We start from the raw sequence: 16,609 nt of genomic DNA on the forward strand, positions 1-16,609 counted from the left end.
TCACCATTCCGGGCAGCCTTGTGGACGGCCCGGACGGCCCATTCCACGGGCCGTCGACACCCCATTCGGCACAGCCGAACCGATTGTTGTACCGGGCAACCGACGGGGGTAGTCTTCCGGCGTCCGGTGCATCACAGCCTCCTCGTCAAGGCCTCGCCAATCACGACGATCCGCGCGCGATGGCCGAACGCCATCACGATAACGACCACGAACCCACGGGTTCGATGGCGCGCACGGAGGAGACGATGTTGACCACGCAGAAAGCGATGCGTCACGCCAGCCTGGTGGAGTCCGCAGTACAGGGGCTTGTTCCGGCGTCGGACATCAACCATCGGGTACGTCACTCCTGGGCGCGTTGCATCGAAACCTACGCGCTCGATCCGCTGACGCCAAAGAAAGCCACCGTCGTCGATCGGCCTGAACTGCAGGCACGGCGCGAGCAGCACGGCCTGCTGCTGTCGATTGCCCGGGTCGAGCTGCTGAGCCTGCGCAAGCGTCTGCACCAGAACGACTTCGGCATCATGCTGACTGATCAGGATGGCGTGATCCTGCACTACGTCGGCGATCCCGGCTTCGCTGCCACGGCCAAGCGCAGCGGTTTGCGTGAAGGCGCGGTGTGGAGCGAGCGGGAACTCGGCACCAATGGCATGGGGACCTGCATCGTCGAGCAGCGCTCGGTGGTGATCCACCAGAACGAGCACTTCCTGGCGCAGAACACCGAACTCACCTGCTCGGCAACGCCGATCTTCGATTCGCAGGGCAAGGTGGTGGCGGCGCTGGACATTTCCGGCAGCTTTAACCGGGCGCAGACGCACACGCTGGCGCTGGTGGAAATCGCCGCGCAGAACATCGAGAACCGTGCTCTGCTGGAAAGCTGCAAGCGGCACTACATGCTGCGCTTCCATCGCCAGCAGGAGTTCATCTCCACTCCTGGCGAAGGCATTGTCGCCTTCGATGACAACGGCATGATCGTCGGCGCCAATCGCAGCGCGCTGGAACTGCTTGGCGCACCGGATCACCGCGCGCTCTGCGGCCAGGCACTGGAGGCCGTGTTCGACACCACCCTCGCCACCCAGATGCAGCTGGCATCCCGCCGCGCGTTCCGGCCGGCGCCGCTGCTGGCGCGTGCCAGCCAGACGCGTCTGTGGAGTGCCATCCAGCCGCCGGAACGCGAACTGCGTGCCGAGCAGGGCCGCCGCGAACATGTCGAGCTGCCAGCGACATCCACCTGCGGACCGCTGGCGGCGATGGAATATGGCGATCCGCAGATGGCGAACAACGTCCGCATCGTCCGTCGCGTGCTGGATCGCAACATCCCGGTGCTGCTGCTCGGCGAAACCGGTACCGGCAAGGGCTGTTTCGCGAAGGCCATCCACGCCGCCAGCCGGCGCGCCGACAAGCCGTTCGTGACCGTCAACTGCGCCGCCATCCCGGAGACGCTGATCGAATCCGAGCTGTTCGGCTACAAGGCCGGCGCCTTCACCGGCGCCACCCGCGAAGGTCATTCCGGTCGCGTCGTGCAGGCCAATGGCGGCACGCTGTTCCTGGACGAAATTGGCGACATGCCGCTGCCGCTGCAGGTGCGCCTGCTGTCAGTGATCGAGGACCGAGAAGTCATTCCACTTGGCGCATCGAAGGCGATTCCGGTCGACATCCGCATCATCAGCGCCACCCACTGCGACCTGCTGCAGCAGGTGCGCGAGCGACGCTTCCGCGAAGACCTGTACTACCGGCTCAACGGGCTGTCGCTGCGGATGCCGGCGCTGCGCGATCGTCACGACAGCCGCGATCTGATTTTGAACCTGATCCGGGAGGAATCCCGGGATCGCGACGCGGAAATCGACATCGACGACGCCGCGATGCGCCGGCTGCTGCAATCGCCGTGGCCCGGCAACATCCGCCAGCTGCGCAACGTGCTGCGCACGATGATCGCGATGTCCGAAAACGATTGCCTGACCTTGGCCGACTTCGACGAGGAATGGCTGTCCGCCGGCACCAGCAGCGCGGCGCCGGCCGTCGCCAGCGACGCCATCGAACTCGATCTGGACGGTGACGACGTGCTCGGCGAGGCCGAACGGGAAGCACTGCGGCGGGTGCTCGAATGCTGCCGCTGGAATGTCAGTGCGGCGGCCGTGCAACTGCATGTCAGCCGCAAGACGCTCTATCGCAAGATGTTTCGTCACGGCATCACGCGACGTGAAGGCGTGGCAGCAGAACACCATCCGCGCGCATCTGCCGAGTCGACCGCCGGCGATGGCTGACGCCCCCACATCGCCACCTGCCCGACGCCCGACCGTCAACGGCGCGCGCATCACCGGTCACCACCGGCGCTGACGGCAGGCGCTATCCCCGCTGCACGGTCGCGCCGACGGCGGACCCGCTGTCACCGCATCACCCGAAGCACCCGGGGCTGGGCCGCATGCTCAGCCCCACCCCAGCCCCAACAGAAAAAAACAGGAGAAAGACCATGGATGTACGCGCCGCCGTTGCCTTCGAAGCCGGCAAGCCACTGTCGATCGAAACCGTGCAGCTCGATGGCCCGCGCCCGGGCGAAGTGCTGGTCGAAGTCAAGGCCACCGGCCTCTGCCATACCGACAAGTTCACCCTGTCCGGCGATGACCCGGAAGGCATGTTCCCGGTGATCCTGGGCCACGAAGGCGCCGGCATCGTTGTCGACGTCGGCGCCGGCGTGACCAGCGTCAAGAAAGGCGATCACGTGATCCCGCTGTACACGCCGGAATGCCGCGAGTGCGACTACTGCCTGTCCGGCAAGACCAACCTCTGCCAGCGCATCCGTGCGACGCAGGGCAAGGGCCTGATGCCGGACGGCAGCAGCCGCTTCAGCTTCCAGGGCAAGCCGGTGCTGCATTACATGGGCTGCTCGACGTTCGCCAACTACACGGTGCTGCCGGAGATCGCGGTCGCCAAGGTTCGCGAGGACGCCCCGTTCGACAAGATCTGCTACATCGGTTGCGGCGTCACCACCGGCATCGGCGCGGTGCTGTTCACCGCCAAAGTGGAATACGGCGCCAACTGCGTGGTGTTCGGTCTTGGCGGCATCGGCCTGAACGTGATCCAGGGCCTGAAGATGGTCGGCGCCAACATGATCGTCGGCATCGACATCAACCCGACCCGCGAAGCCATGGCGCGCCAGTTCGGCATGACCCACTTCGTCAACCCGAAGGAAGTCCAGGGTGATCTGGTAGCTCATCTGGTCGAGCTGACCAAGGGCGGCGCCGACCACACCTTCGAGTGCACCGGCAACGTCAAGCTGATGCGCCAGGCGTTGGAGTGCTGCCACAAGGGCTGGGGCATGTCGACGATCATCGGCGTGGCGCCGGCCGGCGCGGAAATCTCCACCCGTCCGTTCCAGCTGGTCACCGGCCGTCGCTGGATCGGCTCGGCGTTCGGCGGGGCCAAGGGCCGTACCGACGTGCCGCGCATCGTCGACTGGTACATGGACAAGAAGATCAACATCGACGACCTGATCACGCACACGATGCCGCTGGAGAAGATCAACGAAGGCTTCGACCTGATGGCGCGCGGCGAGTCGATCCGCGGCGTGGTGCTGTACTGATGTCGGGAGCGATCGAGAAGCGCAGCGACCAGGCCTGCTTCGGCGGCCGCATGGGCTTCTATACCCACGCATCCCGCGAGACCGGCACGGCGATGAAGTTCGGCGTCTACCTGCCGCCGCAGGCCGTGCACCGCAAGGTGCCGGCGCTGTACTACCTAGCCGGCCTGACCTGCACCGAGGAAACCTTCCTGATCAAGGCCGGAGCCCAGCGGGTGGCCGCCGAACTCGGTCTGGCCCTGGTCGCCTGCGACACCAGTCCGCGCGGCCTGAACCTGCCCGGCGAAGCCGACAGCTGGGATTTCGGCCTGGCTGCCGGCTTCTATCTGGACGCCACGCAGGACCCGTGGAAGACGAACTACCGGATGGGTTCCTACGTCAACGCAGAACTGCCGGCGCTGATCGAGGCGAACTTCCCGGTACTCGCCGGCCGGCGCGGCATCTTCGGCCATTCGATGGGCGGCCACGGCGCGCTGGTGACCGCGCTGCGCAACCCGGATCGCTGGCATTCGGTATCGGCGTTCGCGCCGATCGCCAATCCGGTCGCCGTACCCTGGGGCCAGAAGGCGTTCGGGAACTATCTCGGTGCCGACCCGTCGACCTGGGAGTCGTACGACACCAGCCTGCTGATCAGAGCCCAGCCGTATCCGGGGCTGCTGCTGGTCGACCAGGGCCTAGCCGACAACTTCCTGGCCCGTGAGCTGAAGCCCGAGCATCTCGATGCTGCTGCCCGGGCCTCGGGGCAGCGCCTGAGCCTGCGGCTGCACGCCGACTACGACCATTCGTACTGGTTCATCCAGAGCTTCATTGCTGATCACCTGAAACACCACGCCACGCAGCTCGGCGTCTGACCGACAAGCCACCGGCGGGCTGCCGACGACCGTTCAGCGGCGTCGGCAGCCGCCCAAGGGCACATTCAGGGCGGGTTCAGCGCTGCCAGCGCAAACCGGCCACGCGATAACAACTGTGGAGGAGTTCAACATGCAGCACCGTATCCTGTTGTCCCTGATGGTCGCCGCACTTGCCGGCAGCCTGTCTGTCCCCGCATCGGCCGCCGATGCCCCGCTGTATACCGTCGTCGACGGCACCAAGGTCGATGCCGACACGCTGACCGGCTTCAAGACCTGGCGTGCCGCCGCCTGCGACCGCTGCCACGGCCCGAACCAGGAAGGCCTGGTCGGCCCGTCGCTGGTGGAAAGCCTGAAGACCTTGTCGAAGGACGATTTCAAGGCCACCGTCACCAACGGCCGGCTCGAGAAGGGCATGCCGAGCTTCGGCACCAATCCGAAGGTCGTCGAGAACCTCGACAAGCTCTACGCCTATCTGAAGGGCCGCTCGGACGGCAAGATCACTGCCGCCAAAGTCACGGGCATCGAGTGATGCGAGCCGCGCCCCGCGCCGGAAGCGACACGATGCATCCGTTCACCGGCATGCAGGAACGATTCCGGCGCGGGGCGGTCGACTTGCTGGGCAGCCTGCGCCGCACGTCAACGATGACGCTGCTGGCGCTGGTGGCAACGGCGCCGCTGCTGCCCGCCGTCGCGCAGCAGACCGATGAAGGCCGCAAGGCGCTGCGGATCTGCCGCGACCCCAACAACCTGCCGTTCCAGAACGTCCGCGGCGAAGGCTTCGAGGACAAGATCGCCGAACTGTTCGCGACCGATCTCGGCGTCAAGGTCGTCGCCTTCGACTACCCCGCCCGCTTCAACTTCATCCGCAACACGCTGCGCTTCAAGCTGCCGGGCGACGATTTCCCCTGCGACCTGGTGATGGACGTGCCGGCCGGTTTCAGTCAGGGCACGTCGTCCACCCGTCCCTACTACCGCTCCACCTATGCGCTGGCCTTTCCGCGCGGCAAGGCGCTGGCCGGCGTAACCACGGTCGAGCAGTTCCTGGCGCTGCCACAGGAAAAGCTCGCCAGACTCAAGATCGGCGTCATCGACAAATCGCCGGCCTCCGACTGGCTGGCCAAGCGCGGCCTGATCGACCTCGGTGTGCCATATCGGGTACTGGTCGCCGATCCCGACCAGAGCTCCGGCAGCATCATCGAAGGCGACTTGATCGCCGGCAAGCTCGACGCCGTCATCGTCTGGGGGCCGATCGCTGGCTACTACGCCAAGCGCTATCCGGACGCCGACCTTCAAGTCCTGCCGATGCAGTCGGAGCGCAACATCAAGTTCGATTTCGAGATCGCGATGGCGGTGCGCATCGCCGACAAGGCCTGGCTGAAAACCGTCGACGGCCTGATCGAACGCAACCAGTCGAAGATCGACGCCATCCTTGCCGACTACGGCGTGCCGTTGCTCGAACGCCTTCCTGCGGCACCGGCGCGGGACGATTGAAGCCCGCCGGGCGGCATCGCTTTTTCCATTTTCGAGAGCCCACGCCATGATCGTTCGCAAGACTGCACAGGCCCTGGCCATCGTGTTCGGCAGCGCTGCCGGGCTGGCCGCCGCTCCGGCGCAGGCCTACGACTACCCGACCGTCGACCGCGTCGAGTTCGTGCACATGTGCCAGCGCGAATACCCCGACAAGCCACCGCACGAGATGCTCTACAAGTGCGCCTGCGTGATCGACAAGTTCGGCGAAACCATGCCGTACGAGGACTTCGTCGAAAGCTCCACCGCGTACTACGCCTCGTCGATCGCCGGTGAACGCGGCCAGGTGATCCGCAACGAGCGCGTGGCCAAGGCGCTGGCCGACAGCTTCCGCGAGCAGCTCGGCAAGGCGCGCAAGTCCTGCTTCATCAACTGAGCCGATCGCGTGAGACCGGTCAGCGTCGGCACGGCGGCCGGTCTGGCCAGCATGCTGTTCGGGCTGTTCGCAGCGGTCGGCACATCAGCTGTGGCGGCCAACGACTGGCCGCTTGAAAACCCGGCCGATGGCGTGTTCGTCCACCTCGGCGCGCAGGCGCTGGCCAGTCCGGATAACGGCGGCGACATCGCCAACCTCGGCTTCGTGATCGGCGAGCGCTGCGTCGCCGTGATCGACAGCGGCGGCAGCGCCAGCATCGGCCGCGCGCTGCGCGCCGCGATCCGGTCGCGCACCGACAAGCCGGTCTGCTACCTGATCCACACCCACGTCCACCCGGACCACGCCTTCGGCGATCCCGCATTCGCGGCCGACCATCCGGTGGTGGTCAGCCATGCCGCCTACCCTGCGGCGCTGGCGCGCCGCCGCGATCACTACCGGCATGGCATCGACGACAGCCTCGGCGCGCTCGGCGCCGGCAGCGACAGCGCGGTGCCGAGCCTGCTGATCGACACCCGGCTGACGCTGGACCTCGGCGGTCGCCGCCTGCGGCTCGACGCCTGGCCCACCGCTCATACCGATCACGACCTGACCGTGCTCGACGAACGTACCGGCACGCTGTTCACCGGCGATATGCTGTTCGTCGACCGCGTGCCGATCGTCGACGGCAAGGTGCTCGGCTGGCTGGCCGTGATCGACGAGCTGCTGGCCCTGAAGCCGGCCCGCGTGGTGCCCGGCCACGGGCCACTGAACCGGCCACCGGCCGTTGCCTTCGCCGCCGAGCAGGCCTACCTGGCGTCGCTGGTGCGCGACTGCCGCGCCGCGCTGCGCGACGGGGTGTCGCTGTCCGAAGCAGTCGAGCGCCTTGACGGCGGCGAGCAACGCAGCCGCTGGCAGCTGTTCGACGACTACCACCGCCGCAACGTCACCACCGTGTACACGGAGCTGGAATGGGAGCCCTGACGATGGCCGACACCCTGCGCTGCCGCCCGGCCCTGGCCCTGTCGAGGCTGGCCCTCGCCGCACTGCTGGTCAGCACGGTCCTGCCCCTGCAGCCGGCGCTTGCCGATGCGCCACAGGCCTCGCCGGTCGGCATCTGGCCGAAGCTGCGCAGCGGCCTGTTCGGCGACCGCCCGATCCGCGAGGACGAAGCCGATGTCGTGCAGCTGGAGGCGCCGATGCGGGCCGAGGACGCCGCCACGGTGCCGATCGCGATCCGGGCCGGACTGCCGCAGACGCCGGAGCGCTACATCCGCACGCTGTACCTGCTGGTCGACAACAACCCGTCGCCGGTCGCGGCGGTCTTCGAGCTGACACCGGACAGCGGCCGCGCCGACATCGAAACCCGCATCCGGGTCGAGCAGTACACCGACGTCCGCGTCATCGCCGAACTCAGCGACGGCACGCTGCACATGGCCCGCCGTCACGTGAAGGCCTCCGGCGGCTGTTCGGCGCCGGCCGGCAAGGACCCGCGCGAAGCCGCCCGCAATGCCGGCCGCATGCGCTTCCGGGTCGATGGCCCGGTCGAAGCCGGGGTGCCGGCGGTCGCGCAACTGGCGGTCAGCCATCCGAACGCCTCGGGGCTGGTGCTCGATCAGCTGACCCGGCTCTACGAGCCGGCCTACTACGTGCGCCGGCTCACCGTGCGCTACGCCGGCAAGCCAGTGCTGAGCGCCGACATCGACTTCTCGATCAGCGAGAACCCCAACTTCCGCTTCCATTTCCTGCCGACCACCGACGGCGAACTGCAGGCCGAGGTGGTCGACACCCGCGACCTGCACTTCGAGACCCGGCTGGCGGTCAAGCCCGGCCACGCCGCCGCCATTCCGCCGTGACGGTGCGGCGGGCCGAACCGGCCCGCCTGTTACGATCCTGCCGTCACGTTCCGGAAACTCGCCTGTGCCGCCAGCCCTCCCCTCCCGCCGCCGCTGGTTCAGCGTCGCGGCGCTCGTCAGCATCGCCTCCCTGATCGTTCTCGCCTGCTCGGGGCTGTCGATCAAAAAGGCCGTCATGGCAACGCCGGCCCCGGTCGCCATCCAGCAGACCTACCAGTACAGCCGCGACATCCAGCCGATCTTCGACACCAAGTGCGCGGCCTGTCACGGCTGCTACGACGCGCCCTGCCAGCTCAAGTTGACCAGCGCCGACGGTGTCGAACGCGGCGCCAGCAAGCTGCAGGTCTACGACGGCACGCGACTGGACACCGCCCCCACCACCCGGCTCGGCATCGACGCGCTGAGCACCGCCGACTGGCGCCAGCGCGGCTTCTTTCCGGTGCAGCCGGTGCTGACCCAGGCCGAGGCCGGCAGCCAGATGCCGTCGTCGCTGCTGCAACGGGCGCTGGCGCTGGGCCGCCAGCAGCGATGGGCCGCCAACCAGCGCCTGCCGGATGATCTGCCGCTGGGCTTCACGCGGCAGAACCACTGCCCGACCCTGGATGAGTACGACGCCTTTGCGAAGAAGCACCCGCACGAGGGCATGCCGCTGGCGGTCACCGGGCTCAGCGATCGCGAGTACGCCACGCTGTCCACCTGGATCGCCGAGGGCGCGCAGGTCGACAGCGACGCCATCAAACCCAGCGCCAGCGAAGCTGCGCAGATCGCCCAGTGGGAAAGCTGGCTGAACCGGCCGGGCGATCGCGAGCAGCTGGTCGCCCGCTACCTGTACGAGCACCTGTTCCTCGGCCATCTGTATTTCAGCAGCGAGCAGAACCCGCACTTCTTCGAGCTGCTGCGCTCGCGCACGCCGCCGGGTGAGCCGATCGTGCCGGTGGCGACCCGGCTGCCGAACCAGGCGGCGGACGGTCCGTTCCACTACCGCCTGCGGCTGCTCAACGAGAGCATCGTCCAGAAGAACCACATCACCTATCCGCTCGACGAACGCCGGCGCACGCGTTTCCAGACCCTGTTCCTGAAGGACGCCTGGACGGTGCCACCGCAGCCGGAACACAAGGCCCACGACAAGGAAGCGCGCGCCAATCCGTTCCTGACCTTCGCGCCGATCCCGGCCAAGGCGCGCTACCAGTTCATGCTCGACGACGCGCAGTTCTTCGTCCGCACCTTCATTCGCGGCCCGGTCTGCGCCGGCCAGGCGGCCACTGACGTGATCCGCGACCAGTTCTGGGTCAGCTTCGAAGACCCGGCGCACGAGCTGTACGTCAACGATGCCGCCTACCGCGACCAGGTCTCGCCGCTGCTCGATGTCGCCGGCCAGGATTCGTCGCTGATCAAGGCCGGCACCGAATGGCTCAGCTACCGCACGCAGCGCAACGACTACGCGCGGCTGCGGCTGCAGGCCTACGCCAAGGCGATGCCGAAGGGGCCGGCGATCAGTGACATCTGGGACGGCGACGGCCACAACCACGATGCGCTGCTGACCATCTTCCGGCACCACGACAACGCCTTCGTCAAGGACGGCCTGATCGGCGCGCTGCCGGAAACCCTGTGGGTGATGGACTACCCGCTGTTCGAGCGCACCTACTACGAGCTGGTGGTCAACTTCGATGTCTTCGGCAACGTCTCGCACCAGCTGCAGACGCGCCTGTACTTCGACCTGATCCGCAACGACGGCGAAACCAACTTCCTGCGCTTCCTGCCGCCGAAGCTGCGCAATCCGCTGCTGCACCAGTGGTACCAGGACGGCGGCCGGGTGAAGCTGTTCACCACCTATGCCGACATCGACGACAAGCGGCCGACGCAGCTGAAGTTCAAGCCCGGCGTCGATGCCGAAGGCGCCAAGGCCGCCTATGTCGAGCAGCTGCAGAAGGCGCTGCGCAAGGTCAAGGGCGCGGACGACGTGATCAACCGCTGCCCGGCCGGCGACTGCGCGCTGCCCGGCGCCTCCGCCACCACCCGCGCCGCCAACCGCAGCCTGCGGCCGCTGGCCCAGGGCACCGGCAAGACGCTGCCGGTGATTCCGCTGCTGCCCGAAGTGGTGCTGCTGCGGGTGCGCGGCGAATCGCAGCGGCTGGTCTATTCGCTGATCCACAACCGTGCGCACAGCAACGTCGCCTTCATCATGGGCGAGGACGGCCGCCTGGAACCGGAACGCGACACCTTGAGCGTGATCAAGGGTGTCTACGGCAACTACCCGAACTTCGCCTTCGACGTGCCGCTGGCCGAGCTTGATCGCTTCGTCGCCGCCTTGTCGGCGGTCACCGACAAGGCCGGGCTCGAGAAGGTCGTCGACCAGTGGGGCCTGCGCCGCACGCATCCGGATTTCTGGTCGATCTTCAACGACTTTGCGCAGTACCAGCGGGAAACCGAGCCGCTGGAGGCCGGCATCCTCGACATGAACCGCTACGAAAACCTGTGACCGGATGAACGCCGCCGTCGCTTCCCGACCCTGCTTCATCGTGCTGAACGCCGGCTCCGGCCGGCAGGTGGCCGATGCCACTGCCGACCAGATCCGCACGCTGCTGACCGATGCCGGTCGTCCGCACCAGCTGCTGCTGGCCGAGCAGGGCCGCGACATCCCGCGCCTGGCGCGCGAGGCCGTGGCGCGGGCGCAGGCAGCCGACGGCATCGTCGTCGCGGCCGGCGGCGACGGCACCATCAATGCGGTCGCACAGGCAGCGCTCGGCTGCGGCCAGCCATTCGCGGTGCTGCCGCAGGGCACGTTCAACTACTTCGGCCGCACCCACGGCATTCCGCAGGACACCGCCGATGCAGTCGCCGCGCTGCTGGCGGCAAGCCCGCAACCGGTGCAGGTCGGCCTGGTCAACGACCGGGTGTTTCTGGTCAATGCCAGTCTCGGCCTCTACCCGCAGCTGCTGGAAGACCGCGAGGCCTTCAAGGCGCGCTTCGGCCGCAGCCGGCTGGTGGCGATGGTGTCCGGCCTGCTGAGCTTCCTGCGCGAGCGCCGCCAGCTGCATGTGGAAATCGAGATCGAAGGCGAGACCCGGACCCTGCGGACGCCGACGCTGTTCGTCGGCAACAACGCGCTGCAGCTGACCCAGATCGGCATCGCCGATGCCGAAGCGCTGGGCCGCGGCCGGCTGGTGGCGATCGGACTGAAGCCGGTCGGCAGCCTGGCGATGCTGGGCCTGCTGCTGCGTGGTGCGCTCGGGCGGCTCGGCGACGCCGACCAGGTGGTGAGCTTTCCGTTGCGCAGCCTGACCATCCGCCCGCCGGGCGGGCGTCGCCGCCGCCGCTACAAGGTGGCGATGGATGGCGAAGTGACCCGCCTGCCGTCGCCTCTGGTGTTCCGCATTGCCCCGGAGCCGCTGCTGCTGATGGTGCCGCCGGCCGCCGCCAAGGACGGCGCTACCGCCGCGCCATGAGCCTGGTCCTGCATCTGTCCGACACCCATTTCGGCGTCGAGCGCAGCGAAGTCGTGCAGGCGCTGCTGCGCCTGGCCGATCAGCAGCGGCCGGATCTGGCCGTGCTGTCCGGCGATGTCACCCAGCGGGCGCGCCACGACGAGTTCGCCGCCGCCCGCCGCTTCGTCGATGCGCTGAGCGCCGGTCGCACCTTGGTAGTGCCAGGCAATCACGACCTGCCGCTGTTCGATGTCGGGCGCCGGCTGTTCATGCCCTACCGCAACCACCGGCGCACCTTCGGCCGCAACCTGGAACCGGTCTACGAGGACCACGGCCTGCTGGTGGTCGGCATCCGCACCACGCGCCGCTACCGGCATGTCGATGGCACGGTGTCGCCGCTGCAGGTGGTCCGCAGCAGCGAGCGGCTGCGGCGCAGCGGCGCGCGCATCAAGCTGGTGGTGACGCACCAGCCCGTGCATGTCGAATCCGCCGCCGACCAGCACAACCTGCTGCGCGGCCGCGAGCGGGCCTTGCACGGCTGGGCGGCGGCCGGCGCCAACCTGATCCTCGGCGGCCACATCCACCTGCCGTTCGTCGCGCCGCTCAAGGTTGCGCACGGCCTGCCGCGCGAAGTCTGGGCCGTGCAGGCCGGCACGGCGGTGTCCTGGCGCACCCGGCCGGGCGTGCCGAATTCGGTCAACCTGATCCACTGCGATGCCCAGCGCGGCAGCTGCCGGATCGAGCGCTGGGACTTCGACGACCTGACGCTGGCCTTCACCTGTCGCGCCGCCACCTCGATGACCCTGGACGGCTGAGCGGTGACCGCGCTGTCCGCAGGCCTGCAACCCGCCGCCACGCTGCCGCTGCTGGCCGCCCTGCTGGCGTTCGCCGGGTGGCTGACGGTCCAGCTGTGGCGGCGTGGCCCGCCGACGGTGCGCAGCCGGTTCGCCATCGCCCTCGGCGCGGCCGCGCTGTTCGCAGTGCTGGCGACGATGCCGCCGGCGATCGTCGGCTGGGACCTGCGGCTGGCCGATGGCCTGCACGCACAGGCCTCGCCCGGCCTGCTCGACGCCGCTTTCGCGATCACCCAGTTCGGCAACTTCCGCACCCTGCTGGCGCTGGTCATCGCGGTGGCGCTGCTGCTGGCGCTGCGGCGGCAATGGTCGGATCTCGGCCTGTGGCTGGTGGTGACCGCCGGTACCGGGCTGCTGAATCGGGCGCTGAAGCTCGGCTTCGAGCGGGTCCGGCCACTGCACGACCACGGGCTGGTGATCGAGCCGGCTTATAGCTTCCCCAGCGGCCATGCCTCCGGCGCGCTGGCGGTGTACGGGCTGCTGACGGTGCTGTTGCTGCCGAGGCTGGCAGCGGCCGCGCGCCTGCCGCTGCTGCTGGCGACGGTGGCGCTGGTGCTGCTGATCGGCGCCAGTCGGGTGATCCTGCAGGTGCATTTCCTCAGCGACGTGGTGGCCGGTCATGCCCTGGCCGCCGCCGTGCTGGCCAGCGCCCATGCGCTGCGCGAGCAGCTGCAGGCGCGATACGGCCGGACACCGGGCTGATGGCCCCAAGCCGGCACCTGCGGCATGTCGCCCTGCTGCTGGCGGCGCTGGCGATGCTGCTCGCCGGCCCGCCCGCACGCGCCGATGTCCGCACGCTGGCCGACGGCGTGCATGCCGATCTCGGCGCCGCCACCGAGCTCAGCCGCGACAACCGGGGCGAGATCGCCAACAGCGGGCTGATCGTCGGCAGCCGCCAGATGCTGGCGATCGACAGCGGCGTGTCGCGCGCCCACGGCGAGCGGCTGTACCAGGCCTGGACAGCGCGTGCCGACCGACCGTTCGCCGGCCTGCTGCTGAGCCAGCCGGCGCAGGAATTCCTGTTCGGCGCCGGCGCCTTCCAGCGCCACGGCGTGGCGGTGCTGGCGCATCGCGATGCCGCGCGGCTGATGCGCCAGCGCTGCGAGAACTGCCTGACCCATCTGCGCGAGGTCCTGCCCGGCGGCCTGATGAAGGGCACCGCGCTGGTGACGCCGGACCGGCTGCTGGATGCAGCCGCGCCGATCGACCTCGGCGACCGCATCGTGCAGCTGATCGACGCCGGCCCGGCAACCACGCCGGGCACGCTGGCCGTGTTCGATCCGGCCAGCGGCACGCTGTTCGCCGGCGGGCTGATCAGCCAGCAGCGCATTCCCAGCCTGCGCGATGCCCGCATTCCGCAATGGCTCGCTGCGCTGGAGGCGCTGCGCCCGCTGCCGATCCGGCGCATCGTCCCCGGCTTCGGGCCGGTCGGCGATCGGCGGCAGATCGACGACATGCAGCGCTATCTGCGCGAGATCGACCGCGCCGTGCGCGCCGAGTACCAGCGCGGCGCCAGCCTGCTGGAAACCGTGGCGGCGGTGCAGCTGCCGGCGTTCGCCGACTGGAACGCTTACGCGAGCCTGCATCCGCAGAACGTCCAGTACCTGTACCGCCAGCTGGAAGACGCCGACTTTCGCTAAAAGCCGCCTACTGCGCGGCGCCGAACAGGTCGTCGAGCAGGCGATCGCCACGTTCCAGCACGAAATAGCGGAACGCTTCGGCGGCCGGCGACAGGCTCATCGTGCCGATGCTGACCACATGCCAGGCGCGCTTCAGCGGCAGTCCGGCCACATCGATGACCGCCAGCCGGCCGACCGCGCATTCCAGCGCCACCGTGTGCAGCGACAGCAGCGTCAGCCCGAGCCCGGCCATCACCGCCTGCTTGATGGTTTCGTTGCTGTTCAATTCCATGATCTGCGGCGGCGTCACCCGCGCTTCACGGAACCAGGCCTCCATCGCCGAGCGGGTACCGGAACCGCTTTCTCGGACGATGAACGGCTCGCGATCGAGCAGTGCCGGGGCGACGTCACGGAGCCCGGCCAGCGCATGGCTGCCGGCCGCGATCACGGCCAGCGGGTTGGCGGCGAAGGCTTCGGCGCGCACGCCGAAATCGCGCGGCGGCCGGCCCATGATGGCCAGGTCGATCTCGCGCGCCTGCAGCTGTCGATCGAGCTGATCGCGGTTGCCGACCGTGAGCCGTACCTCGACGCCGGGATAGTCGACCCGGAATCGGGCCAGCAGCCGGGGCACGAAGTACTGCGCGGTGCCGACCATGCCGACGGTGATCCGCCCGGCCTGCAGGCCCCGCAGCCGGGCCAGCGTGTCCTCGGCTTCCTTCATCGTCGCGATCACCCGCCGGGCGTAGACCAGCAGGTACTCGCCGGTGGTGGTCAGGCTCATGGTCCGGCCGTTGCGCTCGAACACCGGCAGGCCGACGGCGGTTTCCAGATCGCGGATCTGCATCGAGACGGCCGGTGCGGTCAGGTGCAGTTCGTCCGCCGCGCGCGCAAAGCTGCGGTGCCGGGCGGCCGATGCAAACGTGCGCAGCTGACGCAGGCTGACATTCAACATCAGAAAACCTTATTCAAGACTGCAGATATCGTGAATTTACCTTATCCAACCTGCGGAATAAGGTCGCTCATCCGTGACAGGCCAACACCAGAGGGTTCCGCGATGAGCAACGATGCGATGCACAGCGACGACAAGCAGATCACCGATGGCAGGAAGCGCTACGCCTCCGGCGTGCTGAAGTACAAGCAGATGGGCTACTGGCAGCCCGACTACCTGCCGAAGGAAACCGACGTCATCGCGATGTTCCGCATTACGCCGCAAGAGGGCGTGCCGGCGGATGAATGCGCCGCCGCTGTCGCCGGGGAATCCTCGACCGCAACCTGGACCGTGGTCTGGACCGATCGCCTGACCGCCTGCGAGCTGTATCGCGCCAAGGCCTACCGGGTCGATCCGGTGCCGAACACCGGCCCGGGCACCAAGACCGAACAGCAGTACTTCGCCTACATCGCCTACGACCTCGACCTGTTCGAGCCGGGCTCGATCGCCAATCTCACGGCCTCGATCATCGGCAACGTATTCGGCTTCAAGGCGGTGAAGGCGCTGCGCCTGGAGGACATGCGCATTCCGGTGGCCTATCTGAAGACCTTCCCGGGGCCGGCGACCGGCATCGTCGTGGAGCGCGAGCGGCTCGACAAGTTCGGCCGTCCGCTGCTCGGCGCCACCACCAAGCCGAAGCTCGGCCTGTCCGGCCGCAACTACGGCCGCGTCGTCTACGAGGCGCTGAAAGGCGGGCTCGACTTCGTCAAGGACGACGAGAACATCAATTCGCAGCCGTTCATGCACTGGCGCGACCGCTTCCTGTACTGCATGGAAGCCGTCAACAAGGCGTCGGCCGCCACCGGTGAAGTGAAGGGGCACTACCTGAACGTCACCGCCGGCACGATGGACGAGATGATCGCCCGCGCCGAGTTCGCCAAGAGCCTGGGCTCGGTGATCATCATGATCGACCTGGTCATCGGCTACACCGCGATCCAGACAATGGCCGCGTGGGCGCGCAAGAACGACATGATCCTGCACCTGCACCGCGCTGGAAACTCCACCTACTCGCGGCAGAAGAACCACGGCATGAACTTCCGGGTGATCTGCAAGTGGATGCGCATGGCCGGCGTCGATCACATCCACGCCGGCACCGTGGTCGGCAAGCTGGAAGGCGACCCGCTGATGATCAAGGGCTTCTACGACACGCTGCGCGAAACCCACACGCCGCAATGCCTGGAAACCGGCCTGTTTTTTGAGCAGGACTGGGCTTCCTTGAACAAGGTGATGCCGGTGGCCTCGGGCGGCATCCACGCCGGCCAGATGCACCAGCTGCTGACTTATCTCGGCGATGACGTGGTGCTGCAGTTCGGCGGCGGCACCATCGGCCATCCGCAGGGCATCCAGGCCGGTGCCACCGCCAACCGCGTGGCGCTGGAAGCGATGATCCTGGCCCGCAACGAAGGCCGCGACATCTGGAACGAGGGCCCGCAGATCCTGCGCGACGCCGGCAAGTGGTGTTCGCCGCTGAAGCAGGCGCTCGATGTCTGGGGCGACGTGACCTTCAACTACGAATCCACCGACACCTCGGACTACGCGCCGACCCCGACAGTCAGCGCCTGA

15 protein-coding genes are annotated in these 16,609 nt (G+C 68.1%); 14 read left to right on the forward strand and 1 reads right to left on the reverse strand.

Annotation, left to right across the window (positions count from 1 at the left end):
- Positions 1–248: 248 nt before the first annotated feature.
- The 13 genes from ACTIGJ_RS01680 to ACTIGJ_RS01740 all read left to right on the forward strand — a co-directional run bounded on the left by ACTIGJ_RS01680 (position 249) and on the right by ACTIGJ_RS01740 (position 14,079).
- Positions 249–2,261: a sigma-54-dependent Fis family transcriptional regulator gene (locus tag ACTIGJ_RS01680; RefSeq protein WP_439638525.1), complete on the forward strand. Its 2,013-nt coding sequence runs from the start codon at positions 249–251 to the stop codon at positions 2,259–2,261.
- A gap of 206 nt (positions 2,262–2,467) precedes the next feature.
- Positions 2,468–3,577, forward strand: coding sequence for an S-(hydroxymethyl)glutathione dehydrogenase/class III alcohol dehydrogenase (locus tag ACTIGJ_RS01685; protein WP_439638526.1), 1,110 nt, complete (start codon positions 2,468–2,470; stop codon positions 3,575–3,577).
- Positions 3,577–4,425, forward strand: a complete 849-nt coding sequence (gene fghA, locus ACTIGJ_RS01690; protein WP_439638527.1) for an S-formylglutathione hydrolase — start codon at positions 3,577–3,579, stop codon at positions 4,423–4,425. The genes ACTIGJ_RS01685 and fghA overlap by 1 nt, the downstream gene beginning before the upstream one ends.
- 130 nt (positions 4,426–4,555) lie before the next feature.
- Complete coding sequence (locus ACTIGJ_RS01695; protein ID WP_439638528.1) at positions 4,556–4,954, forward strand: c-type cytochrome; 399 nt, start codon at positions 4,556–4,558, stop codon at positions 4,952–4,954.
- Between the two features lie 32 nt (positions 4,955–4,986).
- Positions 4,987–5,916 carry a quinoprotein dehydrogenase-associated putative ABC transporter substrate-binding protein gene (locus ACTIGJ_RS01700; protein ID WP_439638529.1) on the forward strand — a complete coding sequence of 310 codons (930 nt, stop codon included), beginning with the start codon at positions 4,987–4,989 and terminating at the stop codon, positions 5,914–5,916.
- Between the two features lie 46 nt (positions 5,917–5,962).
- Positions 5,963–6,328, forward strand: coding sequence for a hypothetical protein (locus ACTIGJ_RS01705; RefSeq protein WP_439638530.1), 366 nt, complete (start codon positions 5,963–5,965; stop codon positions 6,326–6,328).
- Positions 6,329–6,337: 9 nt separating this feature from the next.
- Positions 6,338–7,288: a quinoprotein relay system zinc metallohydrolase 2 gene (locus tag ACTIGJ_RS01710; protein ID WP_439638531.1), complete on the forward strand. Its 951-nt coding sequence runs from the start codon at positions 6,338–6,340 to the stop codon at positions 7,286–7,288.
- Between the two features lie 2 nt (positions 7,289–7,290).
- Positions 7,291–8,160: a quinoprotein dehydrogenase-associated SoxYZ-like carrier gene (locus tag ACTIGJ_RS01715; protein WP_439638532.1), complete on the forward strand. Its 870-nt coding sequence runs from the start codon at positions 7,291–7,293 to the stop codon at positions 8,158–8,160.
- A 175-nt stretch (positions 8,161–8,335) separates the two neighbouring features.
- Positions 8,336–10,639: a fatty acid cis/trans isomerase gene (locus tag ACTIGJ_RS01720; RefSeq protein WP_439638533.1), complete on the forward strand. Its 2,304-nt coding sequence runs from the start codon at positions 8,336–8,338 to the stop codon at positions 10,637–10,639.
- A gap of 4 nt (positions 10,640–10,643) precedes the next feature.
- Positions 10,644–11,606, forward strand: coding sequence for a diacylglycerol/lipid kinase family protein (locus tag ACTIGJ_RS01725; protein ID WP_439638534.1), 963 nt, complete (start codon positions 10,644–10,646; stop codon positions 11,604–11,606).
- Positions 11,603–12,400, forward strand: a complete 798-nt coding sequence (locus tag ACTIGJ_RS01730) for a metallophosphoesterase family protein (RefSeq protein ID WP_439638535.1) — start codon at positions 11,603–11,605, stop codon at positions 12,398–12,400. Before ACTIGJ_RS01725 ends, ACTIGJ_RS01730 begins: the two co-directional genes overlap by 4 nt.
- A gap of 3 nt (positions 12,401–12,403) precedes the next feature.
- Entirely contained in the window at positions 12,404–13,141 is a 738-nt protein-coding gene (locus tag ACTIGJ_RS01735) for a phosphatase PAP2 family protein (RefSeq protein WP_439638536.1), read from the forward strand.
- Entirely contained in the window at positions 13,141–14,079 is a 939-nt protein-coding gene (locus ACTIGJ_RS01740) for an MBL fold metallo-hydrolase (protein WP_439638537.1), read from the forward strand. The genes ACTIGJ_RS01735 and ACTIGJ_RS01740 overlap by 1 nt, the downstream gene beginning before the upstream one ends.
- A 7-nt stretch (positions 14,080–14,086) precedes the next feature.
- Here ACTIGJ_RS01740 and ACTIGJ_RS01745 read toward each other — a convergent pair whose 3' ends face one another.
- Entirely contained in the window at positions 14,087–15,010 is a 924-nt protein-coding gene (locus ACTIGJ_RS01745; protein WP_439638538.1) for a LysR substrate-binding domain-containing protein, read from the reverse strand.
- Positions 15,011–15,127: 117 nt separating this feature from the next.
- Between ACTIGJ_RS01745 and ACTIGJ_RS01750 the strand changes: the two genes are divergently transcribed.
- Positions 15,128–16,609, forward strand: coding sequence for a ribulose-bisphosphate carboxylase large subunit (locus ACTIGJ_RS01750; protein WP_439638652.1), 1,482 nt, complete (start codon positions 15,128–15,130; stop codon positions 16,607–16,609).

Origin of the sequence: Nevskia sp. (assembly GCF_051860985.1) — a bacterium.
Taxonomy (GTDB): Bacteria; Pseudomonadota; Gammaproteobacteria; order Nevskiales; family Nevskiaceae; genus Nevskia.

Coding starts and splice junctions, on each gene's coding strand:
- fghA (WP_439638527.1), top strand. CDS start 3,577: ATGTCGGGAGCGATCGAGAAGCGCAGCGACCAGGCCTGCTTCGGCGGC.
- ACTIGJ_RS01725 (WP_439638534.1), top strand. CDS start 10,644: ATGAACGCCGCCGTCGCTTCCCGACCCTGCTTCATCGTGCTGAACGCC.
- ACTIGJ_RS01695 (WP_439638528.1), top strand. CDS start 4,556: ATGCAGCACCGTATCCTGTTGTCCCTGATGGTCGCCGCACTTGCCGGC.
- ACTIGJ_RS01685 (WP_439638526.1), top strand. CDS start 2,468: ATGGATGTACGCGCCGCCGTTGCCTTCGAAGCCGGCAAGCCACTGTCG.
- ACTIGJ_RS01740 (WP_439638537.1), top strand. CDS start 13,141: ATGGCCCCAAGCCGGCACCTGCGGCATGTCGCCCTGCTGCTGGCGGCG.
- ACTIGJ_RS01700 (WP_439638529.1), top strand. CDS start 4,987: ATGCATCCGTTCACCGGCATGCAGGAACGATTCCGGCGCGGGGCGGTC.
- ACTIGJ_RS01745 (WP_439638538.1), bottom strand. CDS start 15,010: ATGTTGAATGTCAGCCTGCGTCAGCTGCGCACGTTTGCATCGGCCGCC.
- ACTIGJ_RS01715 (WP_439638532.1), top strand. CDS start 7,291: ATGGCCGACACCCTGCGCTGCCGCCCGGCCCTGGCCCTGTCGAGGCTG.
- ACTIGJ_RS01730 (WP_439638535.1), top strand. CDS start 11,603: ATGAGCCTGGTCCTGCATCTGTCCGACACCCATTTCGGCGTCGAGCGC.
- ACTIGJ_RS01720 (WP_439638533.1), top strand. CDS start 8,336: ATGGCAACGCCGGCCCCGGTCGCCATCCAGCAGACCTACCAGTACAGC.
- ACTIGJ_RS01750 (WP_439638652.1), top strand. CDS start 15,128: ATGCACAGCGACGACAAGCAGATCACCGATGGCAGGAAGCGCTACGCC.
- ACTIGJ_RS01705 (WP_439638530.1), top strand. CDS start 5,963: ATGATCGTTCGCAAGACTGCACAGGCCCTGGCCATCGTGTTCGGCAGC.